The sequence below is a fragment of the Nocardiopsis sp. MT53 genome, assembly GCF_019598965.1.
GTDB lineage: Bacteria > Actinomycetota > Actinomycetes > Streptosporangiales > Streptosporangiaceae > Nocardiopsis > Nocardiopsis changdeensis.
In genome coordinates this window covers 4,760,597-4,780,802 of sequence record NZ_CP080599.1, presented here as the reverse complement: position 1 = coordinate 4,780,802, position 20,206 = coordinate 4,760,597, and the positions used below count along the sequence as shown (strand labels likewise).

The window sequence follows — 20,206 nt, the reverse complement described above, 5'->3', positions numbered from 1 at the left end:
TGATGTTCTGTGCAACTCATCGTACAGAAAACCTATTCCTGGTAGTCTCGGGGCATGACGACACCGAGCCCCGAGAGCGCGCGGGAGCCGCGGGAGCGCACCGACGGCCCGGCGCCCGACCTCGGCTGGTCGCTGGCGGTGGTGCTGCAGCGCTGGCACGAGCGGGTGGAGGAGTCGCTCTCCGACGTCCCGCACGGCAGCCGCGGCTACCACGTGCTGGTCGCCTGCGCCGCCGCCGAGGTCCCCACCCAGGCCGCGCTCGCCGAGCGCCTGCTCATCGACCGCAGCGTGATGACCTACCTGCTCGACGACCTGGAGGCCGCCGACCTGGTGCGCCGCCGGGTGGACGACGACGACCGCCGGGTGCGGCGGGTGTGCGTCACCGCGCACGGCCGCGAGGTGCTGGCCGACCTGGCCGCGCGGGTGGCCCACGTGGAGGAGCGCGTCCTGGCCGGACTGGACGAGGGCACCCGCGCCCTGTTCTGCGCCGCCGCCCGCACCGCGGCCGTCGCCATCCAGGAGTCCTCGCCCGACCTGGACCCCTGCGCCGCGGTGCGCACGGTGGTCGGCGACCCGTCGGCCGCGCGCCGGAACCCGCGCCGCCGCCCCCGCGCCCGCTCCTGAACGCCCCGCGCGCCCCGGGTCCGCACGGGGCCGACCCGGACGTCGTCACCTCTCGGTAGGCTCGTCGCGAGAGCAGGAGCACGAGATCGAGGGGGACCGGCCCAGGTGTCCGAGGCAGTCGAACAGGTCAGCGCCGTCCTACAGGGCATGCAGGCCCCGCCCTCCCTGGCGCCGCGGCTGGTGGCCGCGCTGGGCCCGGCGGCCGCGTCGGAGCTGGCCGCCGACCCGTGGCTGCTGCTGCGGCTGCCGCAGGTGACCGCGGAGCAGGCCGACTACTGCGCCCGCCGCGCCCTGGGCGAGGCCGCCCGCCCCGACGACCCGCGCCGCCTGGCCGCCCTGACCGCGCACACGCTGCGCACCGCCGCCGCCCGCGGGCACACCGCGGTGGAGGAGAAGCGGCTGGCCTCGCTGGTGGGCCGCCTGGGCGTCCCGGCCCCGGCCCGCGCCCTGGAGGCCGCCGTGGAGGCGGGCGCCTCGGCGGTGTTCGAGAGCACCGACGACTCCGACGACGACTTCGACTTCGAGGAGGGCGGGGTCCCGGACCTGCCCGAGCCCGAGCGGTTCCACGCCCTGCCCGACCTGGGCGAGGCCGAGCAGCGGCTGGGCGGGCACCTGGTGCGGCTCATCTCCGCCAACGACCCCGTCATGGACTCGGCCACCGCCGCCGAGACCGTCGACGCCGCCTGCGCCAAGGGCGGGTTCACCGTCACCGAGCACACCCGCGCCGCGCTGGTCACGGTCGCCCTGCGGCCGGTGACGGTGCTCTGGCACGGCCCGGGGGACGCCGCCGAGACCGCGCGCGCCCTGCTGTGCCTGGCCGCGATCGGCGAGGACAGCCGGGTGGGGATCACCGTGGTGGCGCCCACCGCGCAGACGGCCGCCGCCGTGGCCGCCGACCTGGCCGCGGTGGCCCAGGGCGATCCGGGGGTGCGCGTGCTCTCCCTGGCCGCCGCGCTGCGGCAGGGCCCCATCCCGTCGGGCCTGGTGGTGCTGTGCGAGTCGATGGCGGTGGGCACCGCCCGCGCCGCCGACCTGGCCGCCGCCTGCGCCGACGGCGCGCACCTGGTGCTGCTCGCCGACCCGAGGCAGGCCCCGTCGGCCACGCCGGGCCGGGTCGCCGAGGACATCGTGCGCTCGCGCACCGCCCACACCGCCGAGATCGCCGGCCCCGGGGACGACGGGGCCCCGGGACCCATCGCCGCCCTGGCGCTGGCCGTCTCCGAGGGCGAGGTCCCCGAGGTGGACGCCCCCGGCCGCGAGGTGGTGCGGGTCCCCGCCGCCACCGCGGAGGAGGCCGCCCACCGGGTCGTGCAGCTGGTCACCGACTCCATCCCGCGCGCGCTGGGAATCCCCGCCGGGGAGGTGCGGGTGGTCACCGCCCGCGAGGACGGCCCCGCCGGGGCCCGCGCGCTCAACGCCGCCTGCAAGGAGCGGCTGAACCCGGGCCCCGGCGCCCTGGGCGGGTTCGACCCCGGCGACGCGGTGCTGCTGGTGGCCGAGGGCCCCGGGTACGGCCCGGGCGACACCGGTGTCCTGCGCGGCCCCGTCGAGGGCGGCGTGGAGGTGGAGCTGGCCGACGGCGCGAAGGTCACCGTCGGCGACCCGGCGGCGCTGCGCCCGGGGTGGGCGCTCACCGTGGGCGCCGCCCACGGCGGCCGCTGGCCCGCCGTGGTGGGCGTGTTCCCGCCCGACGTGCCCGTGTCGCGGCCCCGGGTGTACACCGTGCTGACCCGCGCCCTGCGCCACGTGTCCCTGGTGGACGCCACCGGCGGCGGGCTGGAGACCGGGGTGCGCGAGACCCTGGCCCCCGACCGCGTCACCCGGCTGGTCCAGATCCTGCGCGAGGGCTGACCCGGGCGGGGTCAGCCCAGGACGCGCTGGACCTCCAGCATGCGCTCCACCACGCGGAACCCGAGGCGGTCGTTGACCGCCCGCATCGGGGCGTTGTCGGGGTCGACCCAGGTGCGGACCACCTTCGCGTCGGGGAACTCCCGGGCCAGCACCTCCAGGTTGCGGCGCTTGAGCGCGATGCCCAGACCGTGGCCGCGGTGGGCGCGCATGACCAGGGTGTCGTCCTGGTAGACCTCGCCCCCGCCCTCGGCGGGGACGAGCAGGAGGCTGTACCCGGCCCACTCTCCCGCCGCCGTGCGGGCGACGGACACGACGGCGGTGTACCCCTGGGCGGCCCGGCGCGCGTCCTCCGCCCGGAGGCGCTCGGGGTCCCATACCTCCGGCTCGGTGTCCAGGTCGCCCGTGGGCACGTCGCGCTCCATCGCCGTGCGCATCCGCGCGTAGGCCTCCAGGTGCTCCTCCGGGCAGGGGCCGGTCCAGGTGTGCAGCCAGTGGTCGGCGGAGGCCCCGGGCGGCGCGGCCGTCCTCTCCGGCGGCACCGGGAGGTCGAGGACCAGGTAGTCCTCCTCGTGCACCGTGGCGAACCCGTGGGCGCGGGCGAACCGGGCACCGGGCCAGTCGTCGGGGGTGTGCCCGCCGGGCACGTAGACCTCCCCGGTGGCGGTGGTGCGACCCTCCTCGGCCATGGCCTCCAGGGCCAGGCCCGCCAGGCGCGCCCCCAGGCCCCGGCCCCGGCGGTCGGGGACCACCGACACGTCCACCTCGGCCAGGTGCCGGTTCTCCCGGTCGGGCAGGTCCACCATGAGCGTTCCGACGGTGCGGCCGTCCTCCACCGCCGCGTACAGCCGGTGGTGCCGGTCGTCCCGGGGGGCGAGCATCCCCCTGAGGTCCGCATAGCCCATGACGGCGGCCTCCGGCCGCCCGTGCGTCGCCGCCTCCACCAGGGCGGTGTGCCAGGCCCGCAGGGCGGACTCGTCGGCGGGGTCGATCGGGGTGATCATCGAAGGGTGTCCTCTCGTCCGGTCGATGGTACGGCCGCGGGTTCGCCGAACCCGCGCAGCCGCGAAGACGTCATGGCGGCCGGCGCCGCGACGATCCGCCGCCCGGGTCCGTGTCGACCCCGCCGGAACGGCCCGGGCGGGCGCCGGGGTCAGCCCCGGGGGAGGTTCTCCTCGATGAGCGCGACGATCGCCGGGTCGTCGGGCACGGTCGAGGGCCGGAAGCGGTGGACCGCGCCGTCGGGCAGGACCAGGAACTTCTCGAAGTTCCACTTGACCCGCCCCGCGTCGCCCCCGGCGTCCGGGGTCCGGGTGAGCTCGGCGTACAGGGGATGCCTCCCCCTGCCGTTCACCTTGACCTTGCTCATCATCGGGAAGGTCACGCCCCAGGTCATGGAGCAGTACTCGGCGATCCTGTCCTCGCCGCCGAACTCCTGGAGGAACTGGTTGCTGGGGAAGCCCAGCACCGTGAACCCACGGTCGCCGTAGGTCTTCTGCAGCTCCTCCAGCGCACCGTACTGCGGGGTGAGCCCGCAGCGGGAGGCCACGTTCACCACCAGGCGGACCTTGTCCGCCCACTCCCCGAAGGTCGTCTCGCGCCCGTCGATCAGCGTCACCGGGATCTCGTTCAACTCCGCCATGGTCCACACCCCTCGTCACCGTGCCTGCGCGCCGGACTCCAGAGTGCCAGAGCCGCGCGGCGCGCTCTCACCGGTCTCTCACCCGGACGGCGTAACCTGCCGCACGGCGGCGGGCGAAGACGGGAGCAGTCGATGGAGCATTCCCCTGCCGGGGCCGAGGGGCCCCGGGTCCTCATCGTGGAGGACGAACCCAACATCCTGGAGCTGCTCACGGCGTCCCTGGAGCTGAGCGGCTTCACCACGCGGGGCGCGCCCCACGCCGAGGGCGCGCTGGCGGCCCTGTCCGGGTTCGCGCCCGACATCGCGCTGGTGGACGTGACCCTGCCCGGGCGCAGCGGCCTGGACCTGGTCGGGGACCTGCGGGCCCGGGTCCCCGGGCTGCCGCTGCTGTTCCTGACCGCGCGGGACACGGTCGGGGACCGGATCTCGGGTCTGCGGGCGGGGGCCGACGACTACATCACCAAGCCGTTCAGCCTGGAGGAGGTCGTCCTGCGGCTGCGGGCGGTGCTGCGCCGGTCCGGCGCCGAGGCGGCCGGGGAGCCGCTGCGCTACGGCGACCTGGAGCTGGACGAGGACGCCCACGAGGTGCGGCGCGGCGGGGTGCCGATCGACCTGTCCCCCACCGAGTTCGCGCTGCTGCGCTACCTGCTGGCCAACGCGGGCCGGGTGCTGACCAAGACGCAGATCCTGGACCGGGTGTGGGGCGGCCAGAGCGACGACGTGCGGGTGGTGGAGACCTACATCAGCTACCTGAGGCGCAAGATCGACCGGGACCGGCCGCCGCTGATCCGGACGGTGCGCGGGGTCGGCTACGGGCTCCGCCCGCCCCGGGCCGAACGGTGAGGCGGCCGCGGTCGCTGCGCGGCGGGATCACGCTGGCGGTGCTGGCCCTGGTCGCCCTGGGGCTGGTGGTGTCGGGGGCCGCCGGGGTGCTGCTGCTGCACCGGGCGCTCGTCCAGGAGGTGGACCACCGCCTGCGCGGGCTGGCCGCCGCCGAGGCGCCCCCGCGCTCCGATGGGTTCCCACCGGAGGAGGCCGGGCACCGGCCGCCGCCGCTGCCCACCGACCTGCGGTCGCTGTCGGTGTCCGCCGACGGCGAGGTGACACGGAGCAGCGGGCAGAGCTCCGGGGACGAGGGGCTGCCCGACGTGTCCGGGGTGGGCGCCGAGGGGCTGCGCGAGCGCGCGGGCGTCCCCTTCACGCTGCCGGACACCGGTGGCGGGGACGACTGGCGGGTGCTGGCCACCGCGCGGGAGGACGGCGGCGCGGCGGTGGTGGCGCAGTCGCTCGGCGGCGTCGGCACCACCGTGCGCACCCTGGTGCTCATCGAGGTGTCGGTCGGCGCGGTCATCCTGACCGCGCTGGGGGTCGGCGCGACCGCGGTGGTGCACCGCAGGCTGCGGCCGCTGCGGGAGATGGAGGAGACCGCCCGGGCGATCGCCGGGGGCGACCTGGACCGGCGGGTGCCCCGCGACGGCGCGGCCGCGGAGGTGGACCGGGTGGGCGAGGCGCTGAACACGATGCTGGGCGAGCTGTCCCGGGCGCTGGCCGAGCGCGACCGGTCGGCGGCCACCACCCGGCGGTTCGTCGCGGACGCCTCCCACGAGCTGCGCACACCGCTGTCGTCGATCCGGGGGTTCGCCGAGCTGTACCGCCAGGGGCGCGACCGGGGCGTGGTGGCCGGGGACGAACGCGGCGACGGCTGGGTGGCGCGGATCGAGGGCGAGGCCGAGCGGATGGGCGCGCTGGTGGACGACCTCCTGGTGCTGTCCCGGTTCGACGAGGAGCCCGCTCTGGAACGGGCCGACGTGGAGCTGGGGGCGATCGCCCGGGAGGTCGCCGCGGCCGTGTCGGCCCGGGCGCCCCGGGCGCCGGTGCGGGTCGAGGCGGCCGTGCCGGTGCGGGCCGTGGGCGATCCGGGCAGGCTGCGCCAGGTCCTGGAGAACCTGGTGGGCAACGCGGTCGCCCACACCCCGGAGGGGACGCCGGTGCTGGTGCGGGTGGACCGGGGCCCGGTGCCGGAGGGCGGCGCCCCGGCGCGGGCCGGGGAGCTGCCGCCGGAGGTGGCCGAGGTGGCGGTCGTGACCGTCGCCGACGAGGGGCCGGGGATCGCCGCGGCGGACCTGCCGTTCGTGTTCGACCGGTTCTACCGGGCGCCGGGGCCGCGCGGGCCGGGCGCCGGGCTGGGGCTGGCGATCGTGGCGGCCCTGGTGGGGGCGCACCAGGGGGTGGTGACGGCGGACTCCGGCCCGGAGGGCGGAACGGTGTTCACGGTGCTGCTGCCGCTGGGATGAGGCCCCGGCCCCCGGTGCCGACGGCGGCCGCCGGCACCGGGGGCCGGCCGTCATCCCCCTGTGTCGGGGGCCGCGGGGGCGGAGCCGCCCGGGACGGTGCCCGGGAGGCCGGTGTCGGCGGACAGCTCGGCGGTGATCGCCTCCAGCCGCTCGGCCAGGCCCGCGGAGACCTCGGCGGCGGTGGTGTCCCCGGCCTCCTCGGCCCGCGCGGTGACCTCGGCGAGCAGGTCCGCTGCGGTACCGCTCCCGACCAGTTCGGCGTAGAGGTCGGCGTAGGCGGACTCGTAGAGCGCTTCGAAGCCGGCGTCCGCGAGGAAGCGTTCCTTGAGCGCCCCGCTGCCGCCCATCGACATGCCGCCCCCTTCCCCGCGCTCACCGCCGGGGAAGCCCCCCTGGGGCGGTTCCACGCCCTCCGGAGGCTCCGCGCCCTCGGGAAGCCCCATGCCCTCCGGAGGCTCCATGCCCTCCGGGAACTCCATGCCCGCCGGCGGCTGCGTCCCCTGGGGCGCCTCCGTGCCTTCGGGGGTCCCACCGCCCCCGCCGCCCGTCGGACCGCCCCCGCCCATGCCGCCGAAGGCCAGGTTGAGGTCCCAGGACAGGACGGTGAACCGCTCCTCGGAGAGGTCGTACCAGAGGTAGTAGTTGTTGCCGGGGCCGTCCATGCCGTCGGTGTTGGACACCAGGTCCTGGAGCGCCAGGTGGCGGGCGAAGGACTCCACGTCCAGGTGCCCGTCCAGCTCCTCGGCGAACTCGGCGTCGTCGGCCTCGTCCACGAACCGCAGCAGTTCCATGACCGGCGTCAGGTCGTAGGCGCCCTCGGCGTTGACCTGCTTGAACGCGTCCTCGTACTCGGTGGGGTCCTCACCGAGGTAGTCGAAGGACCCGCCGGCGCGGCCCTTGTAGAGCACCCCGTCACCGAGCCCGGCCGCCCAGGCGGCGTCGGGGTGGTCCAGCAGCAGGCGCACGGCCGTGCCCTCCCCGTTGACCGTGAACGAGGTGACCGTGTGGTCCTGGGTGGTCTGCCCGGCCGCTTCGGTCAGCTCCAGGGCCAGGGCCTCGTTGAGCGCGGTGTCGGAGCCGGAGGCGGCGGGGCGCAGGGCGAGCTCGGTGTGGCCCTGGTAGGCGCGCCCCTCGGCGTACTCGTCGAAGGAGATCAGCCAGGGCAGGTCCTCGGGAGCGTCCTCCGACAGGGCGACCCCGCCGGGACCGCCGCCCGCGCCTTCCTCCTCCTCGCGGCCGCCGCCGCGCAGGCCCATGAGGGTGGAGTTGCCCTTGAGCCGCAGGCCCACGTCCTCGATCCCGGTGCCGTCGATGACGATGTCCGCCCGGATGTACTCCTTCTCCCCCTCCTCCTGGAAGGCGTCCATCATCTCGGCGTACTCCTGCTCGTCGAAGGTCACCTCGATGGTGTGCGATCCGTCGGCGAACAGGTCGGCGGTGCCCTCGATGTCCTCGGTGATCCCGTCGTCGGGGACCGGGGCCGAGGTCACGTAGGGCGTGATCCGGGTCGGTGCCAGGAGCAGCAGCACCGCGACCAGCCCGGCCGCGAGGACGGCGGCCCTCCACCCGTGGTGGCGCAGCCGCGCGGGGATGCGGTGGCGGAGCCGGGGCCGGGGTGCGGCGCCCTCCGCGGCGGTGTCCTCCGCTTCCATGGGGGTCACAGGTCCGTCTGGTCGTAGCCGGTCAGGACGGTGGCCTTCTGCCCGGAGGCGACCGAGCGCAGGGCCGCGACCAGCTCGCGGGGCTCGGCGCCCTTCTTGAGGCGGGCGGTGTAGACGAACTCCAGCAGGGAGCCGCCGCGCACGCTCTCGGTGCCGATCAGCTCGTACTCGTCGGTGAAGCGGATGAGGACGTCCTCCACGAACGGGGCGTGGTCGTCGCCGTCCGCGGGCACCTGCACCTTGACGACCTGGCGCTGGACGTTCAGCGAGAACCAGTCGAACCGGTGCATCAGCAGCACGACGGCGCAGATGAGCACGGTCGCCAGCACGGCCAGCAGGTAGAACCGGGTGCCACAGGCCATGCCGATGCCCATGACCAGGAAGATGAACCCGACGTCGCGGGTCTCCTTGATCGCGTTGCGGAAGCGCACCACGGACAGGGCGCCCACCAGCGCGAAGGCCCGGGCGATGTTGGAGCCCACCACCAGCATGATGAGCGCGATGAGCATGCCCAGGACGATCAGGGTGTGGACGTAGCTCTGGCTGTAGGAGATGTTGCGGTGGGTGGCCCGGTAGGTCCAGGCCACCACCAGGCTCATCGCGAAGGCCAGGCCCATGGCGAGGGCCACGTCCATGACGCTGAACGTTCCGGACAGGTCGGTGAGGGAGAAGTCGAGGTTCATCGGGCGGGCTCCGGAGCGGTGCGGTGGTCGGCGGTCAGCGGTCGGGCCTCGGCGGCGTCGCCGTCGGGCAGGTGGAACACGGAGCGCGGGGCGCGGCCGCAGGCCTCGACGCTCTGGCAATACTTGGAGATGCGCTGGACCTGCAGGTCCATGCGGGCGGCCAGGTCGGTCACCCAGGAGGGGACGCGCTCGTTGACCTTGACCTCCAGCACCGCCAGGTCGGGGCGGATGATGTACCGGTTCTCGGCCGGGGCCCGCAGGTCGAAGTCGCGGTCGCGGCCGCGCACCCGGTGGTCGAGGGTGACGCGCAGCCCCAGGTCGGCGTCGACGCCGACGTAGGGTTCGCGGCGGTAGCCGGTCATGGCGACGGGACGCAGGTCCAGCCGGTGGACCAGGTCCAGGACCTCGTCCACGAACGCCGGGTCGGCGTCGGGGTGGGCGACGCGGATCCGCCGGTCGCACAGGCCGCGGGCCAGGTGGTAGGGCAGGATGACCCGGCGCTTCTGGGTGACCCGGTTGACGCGCTGCTTGATCTCGACCGACACCGGGGTGTCCTCGGGGGCGTCCCCGAGTTCGCCGTAGCGGCGGATGCGGAGCTTGCGGCGGAAGCGCAGCCCCTCGATCTTCTCCCAGTAGAAGCGCAGGCGGTCGGTGTCGTAGTACAGGCTCCAGACCGCGTAGCCGTCGTCCCCGGCGTACGGGTCGCGCCGCATACGGGCGCCCAGCTCGGCGCGCACGTCGGCCAGCCGGGAGCGCGGCACCAGGTACTTGAGCTCGTAGCGGTTGAAGGCGTGCAGCCTGCTCGGCGCACGGAGGCGGTCGCCCGCCGAGGTCGTGTCCGTCGGCACGGTCGGTGTCCCCTCTCGGTTCGTTCGGTGACGACTCGAGGAACGGAACACGACGGGGCGGGGACCTTCCCGGGAGTTTCCTGGGAGTTCGCTGGGAACCGGGGCGTCCGCCCAGGTGGGAGGGCGGGTGCGGGCCCGGGTTGGAATCGGGTGAGAGGGGTCCGGGCGCGGTCAGCCGGTGTACTGGCGGCACTCCCCGGTGAAGACCGCGTCGATCTCGGCGCGCAGGACGGCCAGGGCGCGGTCCCGCTCGCCGGGGTCGCGGTACAGGGCGGTCGCCAGGCCCTCGGTCGCGGCGGCCAGGCGGGCGGCGGCCAGGGCGGGGTCGGCGGCGGGGTCGACCTCGCCGCACTCGAAGCCGTTGGTGACCGCGCGGGCGATCTCGGCACGCATGGTGGCGGCGGTGCGGGCGTCCACCTCGGCCAGGCGGGGGTTCTCCAGGGCGCGGCCCGCGAAGGTGCGGGTGACGCGGAACTCGGCCCGGCGGCGCCCGTCCAGGGGCAGGTACTCGGCCAGGGCGGCGGCCAGGACGTCGGCGATGGAGCGCTCGTGCCGGACGCCCCCCGCGATCACGTCCGCGACCCGGGCGGCGACGGCGGCGCCCACCCGCTCGAAGGCGTGCAGGAGCATGTCGTCCTTGGCCGGGAAGTAGTGCTGGACCAGGCCGACGGAGATGCCCGCGCGGTCGGCGGTGCGGGCGACGGTGACCGCCGCCAGGCCGCCGGAGGCGATGAGGTCGGTCACGGCGTCCGCGATCTGGGCACGGCGCTGGTCGTGGTCTGCGGTTCGTGGCACGGGTTGACCGTATCAGCATACGGCTATAACAATATGCCAATACGGTTATCGAAAGGACGCCGATGCGCCTCCCCCTCGCCCTGCTGCTCGCACTGACCCCCCTCCCACCCGCCGAGGCCGCGGACACCGGGGCCATGGACGCCCGCGCCGAAGCGCACGCCGCCGCGGTCGGAGTCCCCGGGCTGGCCTACGCCGTGGTCGGACCCGAGGGCGTGGAGCACGCCTTCCACACCGGCGTCGACGGCGCCGGGGAACCGGTGGACGCCGGCACCGCCTTCCTGTGGGGGTCGGTCGCCAAGCCCGTCACGGCCACCGCCGCCCTCGTCCTGGCCGAGGAGGGGAGGCTGGACCCCGACGCGCCGGTGGGCGACCACCTGCCCGCCTTCGAGGGGCGCGACATCACCGTCCGCCACCTGATGACGCACACCTCCGGGATCCCCGAACGCGCCGCCTTCGCGGTGGCGGACCACTACGGGCCGGACGCGATGGGCCTCGACGAGCGGGTGGAGCACCTGGCCGGGGTCGCGGCCGCGGAGCCCGGGACGCACGCCTACTCCAGCGCCAACCACCTGCTGCTCGGGGCCGTGATCGAGGAGGTCACCGGGGACCTGCACGGCCACCTGCGGGAGGCGGTGCTGGAACCCGCCGGGATGGACGGCGCGTTCACCGACGCGGAGGAGGCCCGGGCCGCCGGGCTCACCCCCGGCCACCGCTTCCTGTGGGGCGTGCCGGTGGCGGGCGCCGACGCCGGGAAGGTGGACGACGAGGGCGTCGCCTACGGCTACCTCGGCGGGACCCTGGACGACCTGGCCGCGTTCGCCCGCCTCCAGCTGGACCCCGACCCACCGCTGCTGGACGCGCAGACCCTGGCGGGCATGCGCGAGGGCGTCGTCCCGGTGCCCGGGTCGGCGCAGACCTACGGGCTGAGCTGGCGGGAGACCGAGCTGTCGGGCACCGGGGAGCCGGTCGTGTTCCACGGCGGGGCCACCCCGGGGTACGCCGCGATCGTGGTGCTGCTGCCCGAACGCGACCGTGCGGTGGTGGTCGCCCAGAACGCCTACGCGATCGCCGCCGACGGGGAGATCCAGCGGATCGCCTTCGACCTCGCCCGGATGCTCTCGGGCACCCCGGTGGAGGAGCCCGCCGCCGCGTGGATCCCCCCGGCCGCGGCCTGGGGCGCGACCGCCGCGGCCCTGGGGCTGGGCGCGGCGGCCGTGCGGCCGGGCCGGGGCCGGACCCGCACCGCCCTGGGCACCGTCGGCGTGCTCGCCGCCGTCGCCTCGGCCGCGCTGCTCTCCTACCTCGGGCCGCGCAGCTCACTGCTGTGGATCCCCGACCTCGCCCTGGCCGTGGCGGCCGGGGGCCTGCTGGGCGCGGTCCTGGCCGTGCGGGGCCTGGCGCCCCTCCTGCGGGGCGGGGTCAGACCCGGTCCAGGAAGCCGCCGTCCACGACGAGGTTCTGGCCGGTGACGAAGGCCGCCGCCGGCGACGCGAGGAAGGCGACCGCGCGGGCCACCTCCTCCGGGCGGCCCAGCCGCCCGAAGGGGATGCGCGAGCGGATGCCCTCGTAGAAGTCCGGGTCCTCCTCCCGGCGGCGGGCCCAGCCGCCGCCGGGGAACTCGATCGGCCCCGGCGAGACGGTGTTGACCCGCACCCCCTGCGGCGCCCAGGCGCGGGCCAGGGAGGAGGCGTGGTGGTTCAGGGCCGCCTTGACCGCCCCGTAGGAGCGGGCCCCGGCGGGCGGGGTGACGTGCAGCGCCGAGGTGGTGGAGATCAGCACCGCCGACCCGCCCCGGGCCGAGGCCGCCAGGTGGGGCTCCGCCGCCTCGGTCAGCCGCAGGAACGGAACGAGGTCGGTGTCGAAGGCCCGCTCCCACTGGTCGGGGGTGGGCGCGCTGCCGCCGGAGACGTTGGAGACCAGCACGTCCAGCCCGCCGAGGTCGGCGGCCGCGTCGGCCACGAAGGCGGTCAGCGCGTCGTGGTCGCGGACGTCCAGGGGCAGGGCGTACACCTTGGCGCCCTTGGAGCTCAGCTCCCCCGCCGCCTCCGCCAGGGGCACCCCGTCCCGGGCGCACAGCGCCAGGTCGGCGCCCTCGTCCGCGAACACCTCGGCGATGGCCCGGCCGATCCCCCGGCTGGCCCCCGTCACCAAGACCTTGGCGCCCGACAGTCCCAGATCCATGTCCGCGTCCCTCCCTCTGCAACGAGTACGGCCGGCCCCCGGGGAGCGGGGACCGACCGCGTCAACCTAGCAGGGCGCTCAGGCCCCGGTGGAGTGGAACCCGCCGTCCACGTGGACGATCTCGCCGGTGGTGGCCGGGAACCAGTCCGACAGCAGGGCCACGACGGCCTTGGCCGCGGGCTCGGGGTCGCTCACGTCCCAGCCCAGCGGGGCGCGCTCGGGCCAGTGCTTGGCCAGCTCCTCGAACCCGGGGATGCTGCGCGCGGCCATGGTGCTCAGCGGGCCGGCCGAGACCAGGTTCACCCGGATGTTCTGGTCGCCGACGTAGCGGGCCAGGTAGCGGGCGGTGGAGGTGAGCGCGGACTTGGCCACGCCCATCCAGTCGTAGATCGGGTACGAGACGCTGTTGTCGAAGTCCAGCGCCACCACCGAGCCGCCGTTCTTCATGAGCGGCGTCAGCGAGGTGGTCAGCGACTTCAGCGAGAACGTCGAGGTGTGCATCGCGGTGGCCACGTCCGACCACTGCGTGTTGAGGAAGTTGCCGCCCAGGGCGTCCTGCGGGGTGAACCCGATGGAGTGGACGATGCCGTCCAGGCCGTCGACGTGCTCGCTCACACGCGCGGCCAGGGTCCCCAGCTGCTCGTCGTCGGTGACGTCCAGCTCCAGGACCGGCGGCGGCTCGGGCAGGCGCTTGGCGATGCGCTCCACCAGGCTCAGGCGGCCGTAGCCGGTCAGGACGACCGTGGCGCCCTGCTCCTGGGCCAGGCGGGCGACGTGGAAGGCGATGGAGGAGTCGGTGAGCACCCCGGTGACGAGGATGCGCTTACCTTCGAGAAGTCCCATGGTGTCGGGTTGTCCGTCCTGTTTCTGGTCTGCTGTGCGGTGGGCCGGGTCGGCTCAGTGGCCCATGCCCATGCCGCCGTCGACGGGGATGACCGCGCCGCTGATGTAGGCGCCGCCGGGCCCGGCGAGGAAGGACACCGTGCGTGCGATGTCCTCCGTGGTGCCGTAGCGGCCCAGGGGGATGTTCTTCTTGATCTCGGCCTGGCGCTCCTCCGGCAGGGCGCCGGTCATGTCGGTCTCGATGAACCCGGGCGCCACCACGTTGACCGTGATGTTGCGCGAGCCCAGCTCGCGGGCGAGCGAACGGCCGAAGCCGACGAGCCCGGCCTTGGAGGCGGCGTAGTTGGCCTGGCCGCCGGAGCCGAGCAGGCCCACCACCGAGGAGATGAGGATGATCCGTCCCGAGCGCTTGCGCATCATGCCGCGGACGGCGCGCTTGGCGACACGGAAGGAACCGGTGAGGTTGGTGTCGAGCACCGACGAGAAGTCGTCCTCGCTCATGAGGGCCAGGAGCTGGTCCTTGGTGATCCCGGCGTTGGCGACGAGGACCTCGACGGGCCCCTGCGCCTCCTCGACCTCCTTGAACGCGGCGTCGACCTGGGCGGAGTCGGTGATGTCGCAGCGCACGCCCAGGAACCCCTCCGGGGGCTCGCCGGACCGGTAGGTCACGGCCACGTCGTCGCCGCCGGCGGCCAGTTCACGGGCGATGGCCAGGCCGATTCCGCGGTTGCCGCCGGTGACCAGTACCGAGCGGGACATAGAGGGCTCCTTGTTCTACCCGCGGCCGCCGGGGCGGCCACGGCACGTGACGGGGTCGGGGATCGCAATGCAGCGTACCGAGGTCGCGGGGGGTGGTCGCAATGCGGCCGGGTACAGGACTCCTCCCCGGCTTCCTGTGGGGTTCCGACATGCCGGACCGGCCGGGGTGAGGCGGGTCACGCCGTCAGGCCCACCCGGCGTCGTGGGCGAGGATGGCCGCCTGGACGCGGTTGGACATGCCGAGCTTGGCGAGGATGCGGCTGACGTGCGCCTTGACGGTGGCCTCCCGCATCCCCAGGGCGCGCCCCGCCTCGGCGTTGGACATGCCCTGGGCGACGGCGACCAGGACGGCGCGCTCGCGTTCGCTCAGCACCTCCAGGCGCCGCTCGGCGCTGGCCCGGCCCTCGGCGGAGTCGGCCGGGGCCGGGGCGGCGAACCGCTCCAGCATGCGCTTGGTGACACTGGGCGAGAGCATGGCGTTGCCCTCGTGCACGGTGCGCACCGCGGCGATGAGGTCGCGCGGCGGGGTGTCCTTGAGCAGGAAGCCGACCGCCCCGGCGCGCAGCGCGCCGTGCACGTACTCGTCCAGGTCGAAGGTGGTGAGCAGCACCACGTGCGGCGGGTCGGGCAGGGCGGCCAGCCGGGCGGCGGCGGTGAGGCCGTCCACGCCGGGCATGCGGATGTCGAGCAGGACCACGTCGGGGGCCAGCTCCTCGGTGAGGCGGATCGCCTCGGCCCCGTCGCCGCCCTCGCCGACCACCTCGATGTCGGGCGCCGAATCCAGGATCATCCGCAGTCCGGACCGGACCAGTTGTTCGTCGTCGATCAGGACGGTGCGGATCACGGAACGGCCTCCTCGGCGCCTGCGGGTGTATCGGTCGGCACGATAGCGCGCAACCGCCAGCCGCCGTCCGGGCACACACCGGCGGTGAGGTCCCCGCCCGCCAGCACGACGCGTTCGCGCAGGCCGGTGAGGCCGAACCCGCTGCGCGGCGCGGGCGCCCCGGCCCCGGCCGGGGCCGGGCCGTTGGCCACCTCCACCTCCATCCGGTCCGGGGCCCGGTGCAGGAGCACCGTGACGCGGGCCCCCTGGGCGTGCTTGGCCGCGTTGGTCAGCCCCTCCTGGACGATGCGGTAGACGGTGCGCTGCACGGACCCGGGGACGGGCCGGTCCCCGCCGGTCTCGGTGAGCCCGATCTCCATCCCGGCGGCGCGCCACTCCCGGACCAGGCGGTCCAGGTCGGACAGCACGGGCTGGGGCGCGGTGGGCGCGGCCGCGCCCTCCTCGCGCAGCACGCCGAGGATGCCGCGCAGCTCGGTCAGGGCCTCGCGGCCGGTGGTGCGGATGACCCCGGCGGTCTCGATGGTGCGCGGGTCGTCGGAGGAGACCTCCAGGCCGCCCGCGTGCAGGACCATGAGGCTGACCCGGTGGGCGACCACGTCGTGCATCTCGCGGGCGATGCGGGTGCGCTCGGCGGTGATGGCCTGGTCGGCGAGCAGGTGCTGTTCGCGCTCCAGGCGCTCGGCGCGCTCGTGGAGGCGGTCGATGAGCTGGCGCCGGGTGCCCACCCACAGGCCCATGACCGTGGGGGTGATCAGGAACCCGGTGATGAGGAAGAAGTACCCCAGGAAGACCGCCTGGTAGGAGGCGGTCACGGCCAGGCTCAGCGCGACCAGCCAGGCCACCAGGACACGGCGGTCGGAGAAGTAGACGGCGTAGGAGTACAGGGCGATGGCCGCTGGCACGAAGTTGCCGAACAGCAGCAGGATCACGAGCGAGCTGACCAGCAGCCACCGCGGGTCGGTGCGGCGCAGCAGCACCATGGCGGCGGCCCACAGGACGGGGGCGCCGTAGAACACGAACCCGGCGAGGAGGGTCGCGAAGGCGTTGACCGGCGCCAGCGAGTTCAGGAGGAACACGAACGTGCCGCCCAGGATCCCGATGCTCCCCGAGGAGCCCGAGGACAGCTGGAACATGGCGCTGAACGGCAGCGGCGCCAGGGCGTAGAACCAGTCGGCGAAGACGAGCCTGCGCTCCCACCACCAGCGGCCGTTGCGCCGGCCCAGGGCGCCCAGCGCCCTGCCCGACTCCTTCACCCACTTCCACATGCTGCGGAGTCTACGGCGGGGCGCCCGGCGGTCCGGCGGGCGCGCGGGCGCGGCGCCGACTCGGGGGAGAACCGCCGCCTTTCGATGTCCTCGCAGTTCAGAGCGGGTGAAAGCGGGCATCCGTCACCTTCGGTGCCCGGGGGACAACCGACGAAAGTCGGGGGGCCGACAGGACGAAGGGGTCGGTCCGCCCCCGCGCCTCCTTCCTTTGGACGAGGGGGGAAACCGTCCTGGGGGCCGAGGTCCCGGGCTTTTCCCGGACCTAGCGTTGAGATCACCGGCGGCGCCGCCGGGCGGGACCCGTCCCATCCGGTGCGCCCCGGTCCATCGTCACCGCACATCGTCTGGAGCAGTTCCCGTGAACGCACCCGCAGTGGATCCCCTCTCCTCCCCCGTGGCCCCGCCCCCGGTGGTGGTGGCCCGGGGTCTGACCAAGGTCTACGACACCGGGGAGACCCGCGTGCACGCCCTGGACGGGGTCGACGTGGAGTTCCACCGGGGCGCGTTCACCGCGATCATGGGCCCCTCGGGCTCGGGCAAGTCGACCCTCATGCACTGCCTGGCCGGGCTGGACGTGGCCACCTCCGGCAGCGTGCACCTGGGCCGGACGCAGATCACCGGGCTGCGCGACGCCGAGCTGACCCTGCTGCGCCGCGACCGCATCGGGTTCATCTTCCAGTCGTTCAACCTGCTGCCGATGCTCACCGCCGAGCAGAACATCCTGCTGCCCTCCCAGATCGCCAAGCGCAAGGTGGACCGGGAGCGGTTCGACCGCATCATCGGGGTGGTCGGGCTGCGCGAGCGGCTGCACCACCTGCCGGCCAAGCTCTCCGGCGGCCAGCAGCAGCGCGTGGCCGTGGCCCGCGCCCTGCTCAACGCCCCCGAGGTGGTCTACGCCGACGAGCCGACCGGCAACCTGGACTCGCGCTCGGGCGCCGAGGTGCTGGAGTTCCTGCGCGCCTCCGCCAAGGAGCTGCACCAGACCATCGTCATGGTCACCCACGACCCGGTCGCCGCCTCCTACGCCGACCGGGTGGTGTTCCTGCGCGACGGCCGCCTCGTGGACGAGGTGACCGAGCCCACCGCCGAACTGGTCTCCCAGCGGCTGCTCAAGCTGGAAGAGGCCTGATCCGATGCTGCGCACCACACTGGCCGGGCTGCGCCTGCACAAGTCCCGGTACGTCACGACCGTGCTGGCGATCATGCTCGGCGTCATGTTCACCACCGGCACCATGGTCTTCGCCGACACCCTGGAGGCCGGGTACGAGAAGACCGTCATGGGCTCGGCCACCTCGGTCGACGCCATCGCCGTCCCGGCGGAGGGGGGCGAGGAGGAGCCCGCCCCCCTGGCCGAGGAGGCCCTGACCGAGATCCGCGCGCTCCCGCAGGTCGCGGGGGCCGACGGCCTGGCGGAGGGGCAGGTCGTCCTGCTCGACTCCGAGGGCCGCGCGTCCGGCTTCGTGCCGCCCGCGGCGGTGTCCTTCGGCGAGCACACCCGGTTCTCCGCCGAGGAGGGCGACCTGCCCGCCGGCGGCGACGAGATCGCCCTGGCCGTCTCCACCGCCGAACAGCTCGGGTTCGGGGTCGGCGACACCGTGACCGTCCTCGACCCGGACCAGGAGAAGCGGGAGTTCACCCTCACCGGCCTGGTCGAGTTCGGCGCCGACCCCCGGTACAGCTACAGCGGCGTGGTGGTCTTCGACCACGCGACCCTGGGCGGGATGACCGCGGCCGAGGGGTACGTCGAGATCGACGCCGTGGCCGCCGAGGGCTACACCGACCGGCAGGTCGCCGACGCGGTCGCCGGGGTCCTGGGTGCCGACGCCGAGGTGCTGACCGGCGAGGAGTTCGGGGTGGCCCTGGCCGAGGAGTCCGGCGCCGACACCGCGATGCTGCGCGTCGTGCTGCTGCTGTTCTCCTTCATCGCCATGTTCGTGGCCGGCATCGTCATCTACAACACCTTCGCCATCCTCATCGCCCAGCGCCAGCGCGAGCTGGCCCTGCTGCGGTGCGTGGGCGCCAAGCGCTCCCAGGTGTTCCGGTCGATGCTGGCCGAATCCCTGATCGTGGGCCTGGTCGCGTCCGCCCTGGGGGTCCTGGCGGGCATCGGCATCGGGATGGCCGGGGCCACCTTCGGAGGGCCGCTGCTGGGCATGGACGGAGCCGCGCTCACCGTCACGCCCCTGGCCGTGGCCACCGGCATGGTCCTGGGCACCGTGGTGACCGTGTTCTCCGCCCTGGTCCCCGCCACCCGGGCCACCCGGGTGGCGCCGCTGGCGGCGCTGCGCACCAGCGCCACCGCCGCCGGGCTGGAGAAGGGCACCGGCTGGGTGCGTGTGGTCCTGGGCCTGCTCGCCTTCGCCGCGTCCGCGGCCCTGGTCGCGGTCAGCCAGCTCGCCGGCCCGAACCAGCTGGGCCCGGTCATCGTCACCGGCTCCGCGCTGATCGCCTTCCTGGGGGTGGTGGTCCTGGGGCCGCTGCTGGTGCGCGGGATCGTGAACGTGGTGGGCCTGCCGCTGCGCCGGGTGGGGGTGCCGAGCATGCTGGCGGTGGACAACTCCGTGCGCAACCCGCGCCGGGCCGCCACCGCGATGATCGCGCTGACCGTGGGCGCCACGCTCATCACGGGCTACTCGGTGGTGAGCGCCTCCACGGAGACGACCCTGACCAAGATGCTGGACGAGCAGTTCCCGGTGGACTACCAGATCATGGCCCAGATGGGCACCGAGGCGGTCCCGGCCGCCGAGGACGCCCCCGCCGAGGGGACGGGCGAGGAGGCCGCCCCCGCGGAGGGCGCCGCCGCCGAGGGAGCCCCCGCCGAGGGGGCCCCGGCCGAGGGGGCCGCCGAGGAGCAGCCGGGGACGGACCCGGCCGCCGCGGCGGCGGACTCCGAGGTCGAGGGCCTGGCCCTGCCCCTGGACCCGGGCATCCCGGCCGAGGTGCGGGACACGCTCGGCGAGCAGGACGAGCTGGAGCGGGTGATCGCCGACCGCAACGTGTACGTGGAGCTCGGCGGGGACCAGAGCATGCCGGTCACCACGTACATCAACGGCCGGATCGGCGTCGATCTGACCGCGGACACCGTCGAGGGCGACCTCACCGACCTCGGCCCCGGCAGGGTCGTGGTGTCCGAGGGCTACGCCGACGGGGCGCGGGTGGGCGACACCTTCACCGTCCCGGGACTGTGGGGCGCCGACGACCTGGAGCTCGACATCGTCGCGATCACCGAGAACGGGGGCGGCCTGACGGGCGCCACCGTCGACCCGGAGGACTTCGCCGCCGCCTACCCCGAGGTCCGGGAGGACCGGACGCTGTACGTGGTCGCCGACGCCGACACCGAGGCCGACCGGGTGCGGGACGCCGTCCTGAGCTCCGTGGAGGACCACCCGACCCTCCAGGTCATGTCCGTGGCCGAGATGAAGGAGCAGTTCACCGGTATCCTCGACATCGCCTTCTACACGGTGGCGGCGATGCTGGGGCTGGCGATCATCATCGCGGTGTTCGGCATCGCCAACACCATGGCCCTGTCGGTGCTGGAGCGCACCCGCGAGTCGGCGCTGCTGCGGGCGCTGGGTCTGACCAAGGCCCAGCTGCGGCGGATGCTCAGCGTCGAGGCGGTGCTGCTGTGCCTCATCGGCGCCGGCATCGGCATCGTGTTCGGGGTGCTGTTCGGCTGGGCGGCCGCGGACTCGGTGCTGCCGAACATGGTGTTCGCCGTCCCCTCCGGCCAGATCGCGGTGTTCATCGCGGTGTCGGTGCTGGCCGGGCTGATCGCCGCGGTGCTGCCCGCACGCCGCGCCGCGGGCACCTCGATCACCGGGGCGCTGGCGAGCGAGTAAACACCGCCCACATCCGGCGTCAACACACGGAACGGAAGTGCTCGGGCCCCCGCCCACGGCGGGGGCCCGCGTCGTACCGT

The 20,206-nt window shown here is 74.7% G+C and carries 18 protein-coding genes; 7 read left to right on the top strand and 11 right to left on the bottom strand.

Going from position 1 to position 20,206, the window contains the following annotated elements:
- Positions 1 to 54: 54 nt before the first annotated feature.
- Both K1J57_RS21195 and K1J57_RS21190 read left to right on the top strand, forming a co-directional pair.
- Positions 55 to 624: a MarR family winged helix-turn-helix transcriptional regulator gene (locus K1J57_RS21195; protein ID WP_220560336.1), complete on the top strand. Its 570-nt coding sequence runs from the start codon at positions 55 to 57 to the stop codon at positions 622 to 624.
- A gap of 105 nt (positions 625 to 729) precedes the next feature.
- The gene (locus K1J57_RS21190; RefSeq protein ID WP_220560334.1) at positions 730 to 2,475 is read left to right on the top strand and encodes a helix-hairpin-helix domain-containing protein; all 1,746 of its coding nucleotides are present in this window, start codon (positions 730 to 732) and stop codon (positions 2,473 to 2,475) included.
- Between the two features lie 11 nt (positions 2,476 to 2,486).
- On the opposite strand, the gene K1J57_RS21185 is transcribed toward K1J57_RS21190, so the two are convergent.
- Positions 2,487 to 3,476: a GNAT family N-acetyltransferase gene (locus tag K1J57_RS21185; RefSeq protein WP_220560332.1), complete on the bottom strand. Its 990-nt coding sequence runs from the start codon at positions 3,474 to 3,476 to the stop codon at positions 2,487 to 2,489.
- A 149-nt stretch (positions 3,477 to 3,625) separates the two neighbouring features.
- Positions 3,626 to 4,114 (bottom strand): glutathione peroxidase, encoded by a 489-nt coding sequence (locus K1J57_RS21180; protein ID WP_220560331.1) that lies wholly within the window; start codon positions 4,112 to 4,114, stop codon positions 3,626 to 3,628.
- Between the two features lie 132 nt (positions 4,115 to 4,246).
- Between K1J57_RS21180 and K1J57_RS21175 the strand changes: the two genes are divergently transcribed.
- Together K1J57_RS21175 and K1J57_RS21170 are read left to right on the top strand one after the other, a co-directional pair.
- On the top strand, positions 4,247 to 4,957 hold the full coding sequence (locus tag K1J57_RS21175; protein WP_220560330.1) for a response regulator transcription factor: 711 nt from the start codon (positions 4,247 to 4,249) through the stop codon (positions 4,955 to 4,957).
- A complete protein-coding gene (locus K1J57_RS21170) occupies positions 4,954 to 6,408 on the top strand; it encodes a cell wall metabolism sensor histidine kinase WalK (protein ID WP_220560329.1) in 1,455 nt (484 codons plus the stop codon). The genes K1J57_RS21175 and K1J57_RS21170 overlap by 4 nt, the downstream gene beginning before the upstream one ends.
- Before the next feature lie 50 nt (positions 6,409 to 6,458).
- Here the strand turns inward: K1J57_RS21170 and K1J57_RS34025 are convergent, their stop codons facing one another.
- The 4 genes from K1J57_RS34025 to K1J57_RS21150 all read right to left on the bottom strand — a co-directional run bounded on the left by K1J57_RS34025 (position 6,459) and on the right by K1J57_RS21150 (position 10,395).
- Complete coding sequence (locus K1J57_RS34025) at positions 6,459 to 8,060, bottom strand: CotH kinase family protein (protein ID WP_220560328.1); 1,602 nt, start codon at positions 8,058 to 8,060, stop codon at positions 6,459 to 6,461.
- 5 nt (positions 8,061 to 8,065) lie between these two features.
- Positions 8,066 to 8,752 carry a DUF4956 domain-containing protein gene (locus K1J57_RS21160; protein ID WP_220560327.1) on the bottom strand — a complete coding sequence of 229 codons (687 nt, stop codon included), beginning with the start codon at positions 8,750 to 8,752 and terminating at the stop codon, positions 8,066 to 8,068.
- The gene (locus K1J57_RS21155; protein WP_255646464.1) at positions 8,749 to 9,600 is read right to left on the bottom strand and encodes a polyphosphate polymerase domain-containing protein; all 852 of its coding nucleotides are present in this window, start codon (positions 9,598 to 9,600) and stop codon (positions 8,749 to 8,751) included. The genes K1J57_RS21160 and K1J57_RS21155 overlap by 4 nt, the downstream gene beginning before the upstream one ends.
- 171 nt (positions 9,601 to 9,771) lie before the next feature.
- Positions 9,772 to 10,395, bottom strand: coding sequence for a TetR/AcrR family transcriptional regulator (locus tag K1J57_RS21150; protein ID WP_220560325.1), 624 nt, complete (start codon positions 10,393 to 10,395; stop codon positions 9,772 to 9,774).
- Between the two features lie 62 nt (positions 10,396 to 10,457).
- Here K1J57_RS21150 and K1J57_RS21145 point away from each other — a divergent pair, with 62 nt between their 5' ends.
- Positions 10,458 to 11,864, top strand: coding sequence for a serine hydrolase (locus K1J57_RS21145; RefSeq protein ID WP_220560324.1), 1,407 nt, complete (start codon positions 10,458 to 10,460; stop codon positions 11,862 to 11,864).
- On the opposite strand, the gene K1J57_RS21140 is transcribed toward K1J57_RS21145, so the two are convergent.
- The 5 genes from K1J57_RS21140 to K1J57_RS21120 all read right to left on the bottom strand — a co-directional run bounded on the left by K1J57_RS21140 (position 11,815) and on the right by K1J57_RS21120 (position 16,287).
- A complete protein-coding gene (locus K1J57_RS21140; RefSeq protein ID WP_220560322.1) occupies positions 11,815 to 12,576 on the bottom strand; it encodes an SDR family NAD(P)-dependent oxidoreductase in 762 nt (253 codons plus the stop codon). The two genes, K1J57_RS21145 and K1J57_RS21140, sit on opposite strands and share 50 nt — an antisense overlap.
- A gap of 78 nt (positions 12,577 to 12,654) precedes the next feature.
- On the bottom strand, positions 12,655 to 13,419 hold the full coding sequence (fabI, locus tag K1J57_RS21135) for an enoyl-ACP reductase FabI (protein ID WP_220560320.1): 765 nt from the start codon (positions 13,417 to 13,419) through the stop codon (positions 12,655 to 12,657).
- A gap of 54 nt (positions 13,420 to 13,473) precedes the next feature.
- Positions 13,474 to 14,178, bottom strand: a complete 705-nt coding sequence (locus K1J57_RS21130) for a beta-ketoacyl-ACP reductase (RefSeq protein ID WP_220560319.1) — start codon at positions 14,176 to 14,178, stop codon at positions 13,474 to 13,476.
- Positions 14,179 to 14,362: 184 nt separating this feature from the next.
- On the bottom strand, positions 14,363 to 15,022 hold the full coding sequence (locus K1J57_RS21125) for a response regulator transcription factor (RefSeq protein ID WP_220560318.1): 660 nt from the start codon (positions 15,020 to 15,022) through the stop codon (positions 14,363 to 14,365).
- Positions 15,019 to 16,287, bottom strand: coding sequence for a sensor histidine kinase (locus K1J57_RS21120; protein WP_220560317.1), 1,269 nt, complete (start codon positions 16,285 to 16,287; stop codon positions 15,019 to 15,021). The genes K1J57_RS21125 and K1J57_RS21120 overlap by 4 nt, the downstream gene beginning before the upstream one ends.
- A 358-nt stretch (positions 16,288 to 16,645) precedes the next feature.
- Between K1J57_RS21120 and K1J57_RS21115 the strand changes: the two genes are divergently transcribed.
- Both K1J57_RS21115 and K1J57_RS21110 read left to right on the top strand, forming a co-directional pair.
- Positions 16,646 to 17,416, top strand: coding sequence for an ABC transporter ATP-binding protein (locus K1J57_RS21115; protein WP_255646463.1), 771 nt, complete (start codon positions 16,646 to 16,648; stop codon positions 17,414 to 17,416).
- A 4-nt stretch (positions 17,417 to 17,420) separates the two neighbouring features.
- Positions 17,421 to 20,126, top strand: coding sequence for an ABC transporter permease (locus K1J57_RS21110; RefSeq protein WP_220560316.1), 2,706 nt, complete (start codon positions 17,421 to 17,423; stop codon positions 20,124 to 20,126).
- Positions 20,127 to 20,206: the final 80 nt, after the last annotated feature.

Bases quoted from the DNA above. Each gene is read 5' to 3' on its own strand.
- K1J57_RS21195 (WP_220560336.1), top strand. From the start codon at position 55: ATGACGACACCGAGCCCCGAGAGCGCGCGGGAGCCGCGGGAGCGCACC.
- K1J57_RS21185 (WP_220560332.1), bottom strand. From the start codon at position 3,476: ATGATCACCCCGATCGACCCCGCCGACGAGTCCGCCCTGCGGGCCTGG.
- K1J57_RS21180 (WP_220560331.1), bottom strand. From the start codon at position 4,114: ATGGCGGAGTTGAACGAGATCCCGGTGACGCTGATCGACGGGCGCGAG.
- K1J57_RS21175 (WP_220560330.1), top strand. From the start codon at position 4,247: ATGGAGCATTCCCCTGCCGGGGCCGAGGGGCCCCGGGTCCTCATCGTG.
- K1J57_RS34025 (WP_220560328.1), bottom strand. From the start codon at position 8,060: ATGGAAGCGGAGGACACCGCCGCGGAGGGCGCCGCACCCCGGCCCCGG.
- K1J57_RS21160 (WP_220560327.1), bottom strand. From the start codon at position 8,752: ATGAACCTCGACTTCTCCCTCACCGACCTGTCCGGAACGTTCAGCGTC.
- K1J57_RS21145 (WP_220560324.1), top strand. From the start codon at position 10,458: ATGCGCCTCCCCCTCGCCCTGCTGCTCGCACTGACCCCCCTCCCACCC.
- K1J57_RS21140 (WP_220560322.1), bottom strand. From the start codon at position 12,576: ATGGATCTGGGACTGTCGGGCGCCAAGGTCTTGGTGACGGGGGCCAGC.
- fabI (WP_220560320.1), bottom strand. From the start codon at position 13,419: ATGGGACTTCTCGAAGGTAAGCGCATCCTCGTCACCGGGGTGCTCACC.
- K1J57_RS21130 (WP_220560319.1), bottom strand. From the start codon at position 14,178: ATGTCCCGCTCGGTACTGGTCACCGGCGGCAACCGCGGAATCGGCCTG.
- K1J57_RS21120 (WP_220560317.1), bottom strand. From the start codon at position 16,287: ATGTGGAAGTGGGTGAAGGAGTCGGGCAGGGCGCTGGGCGCCCTGGGC.
- K1J57_RS21110 (WP_220560316.1), top strand. From the start codon at position 17,421: ATGCTGCGCACCACACTGGCCGGGCTGCGCCTGCACAAGTCCCGGTAC.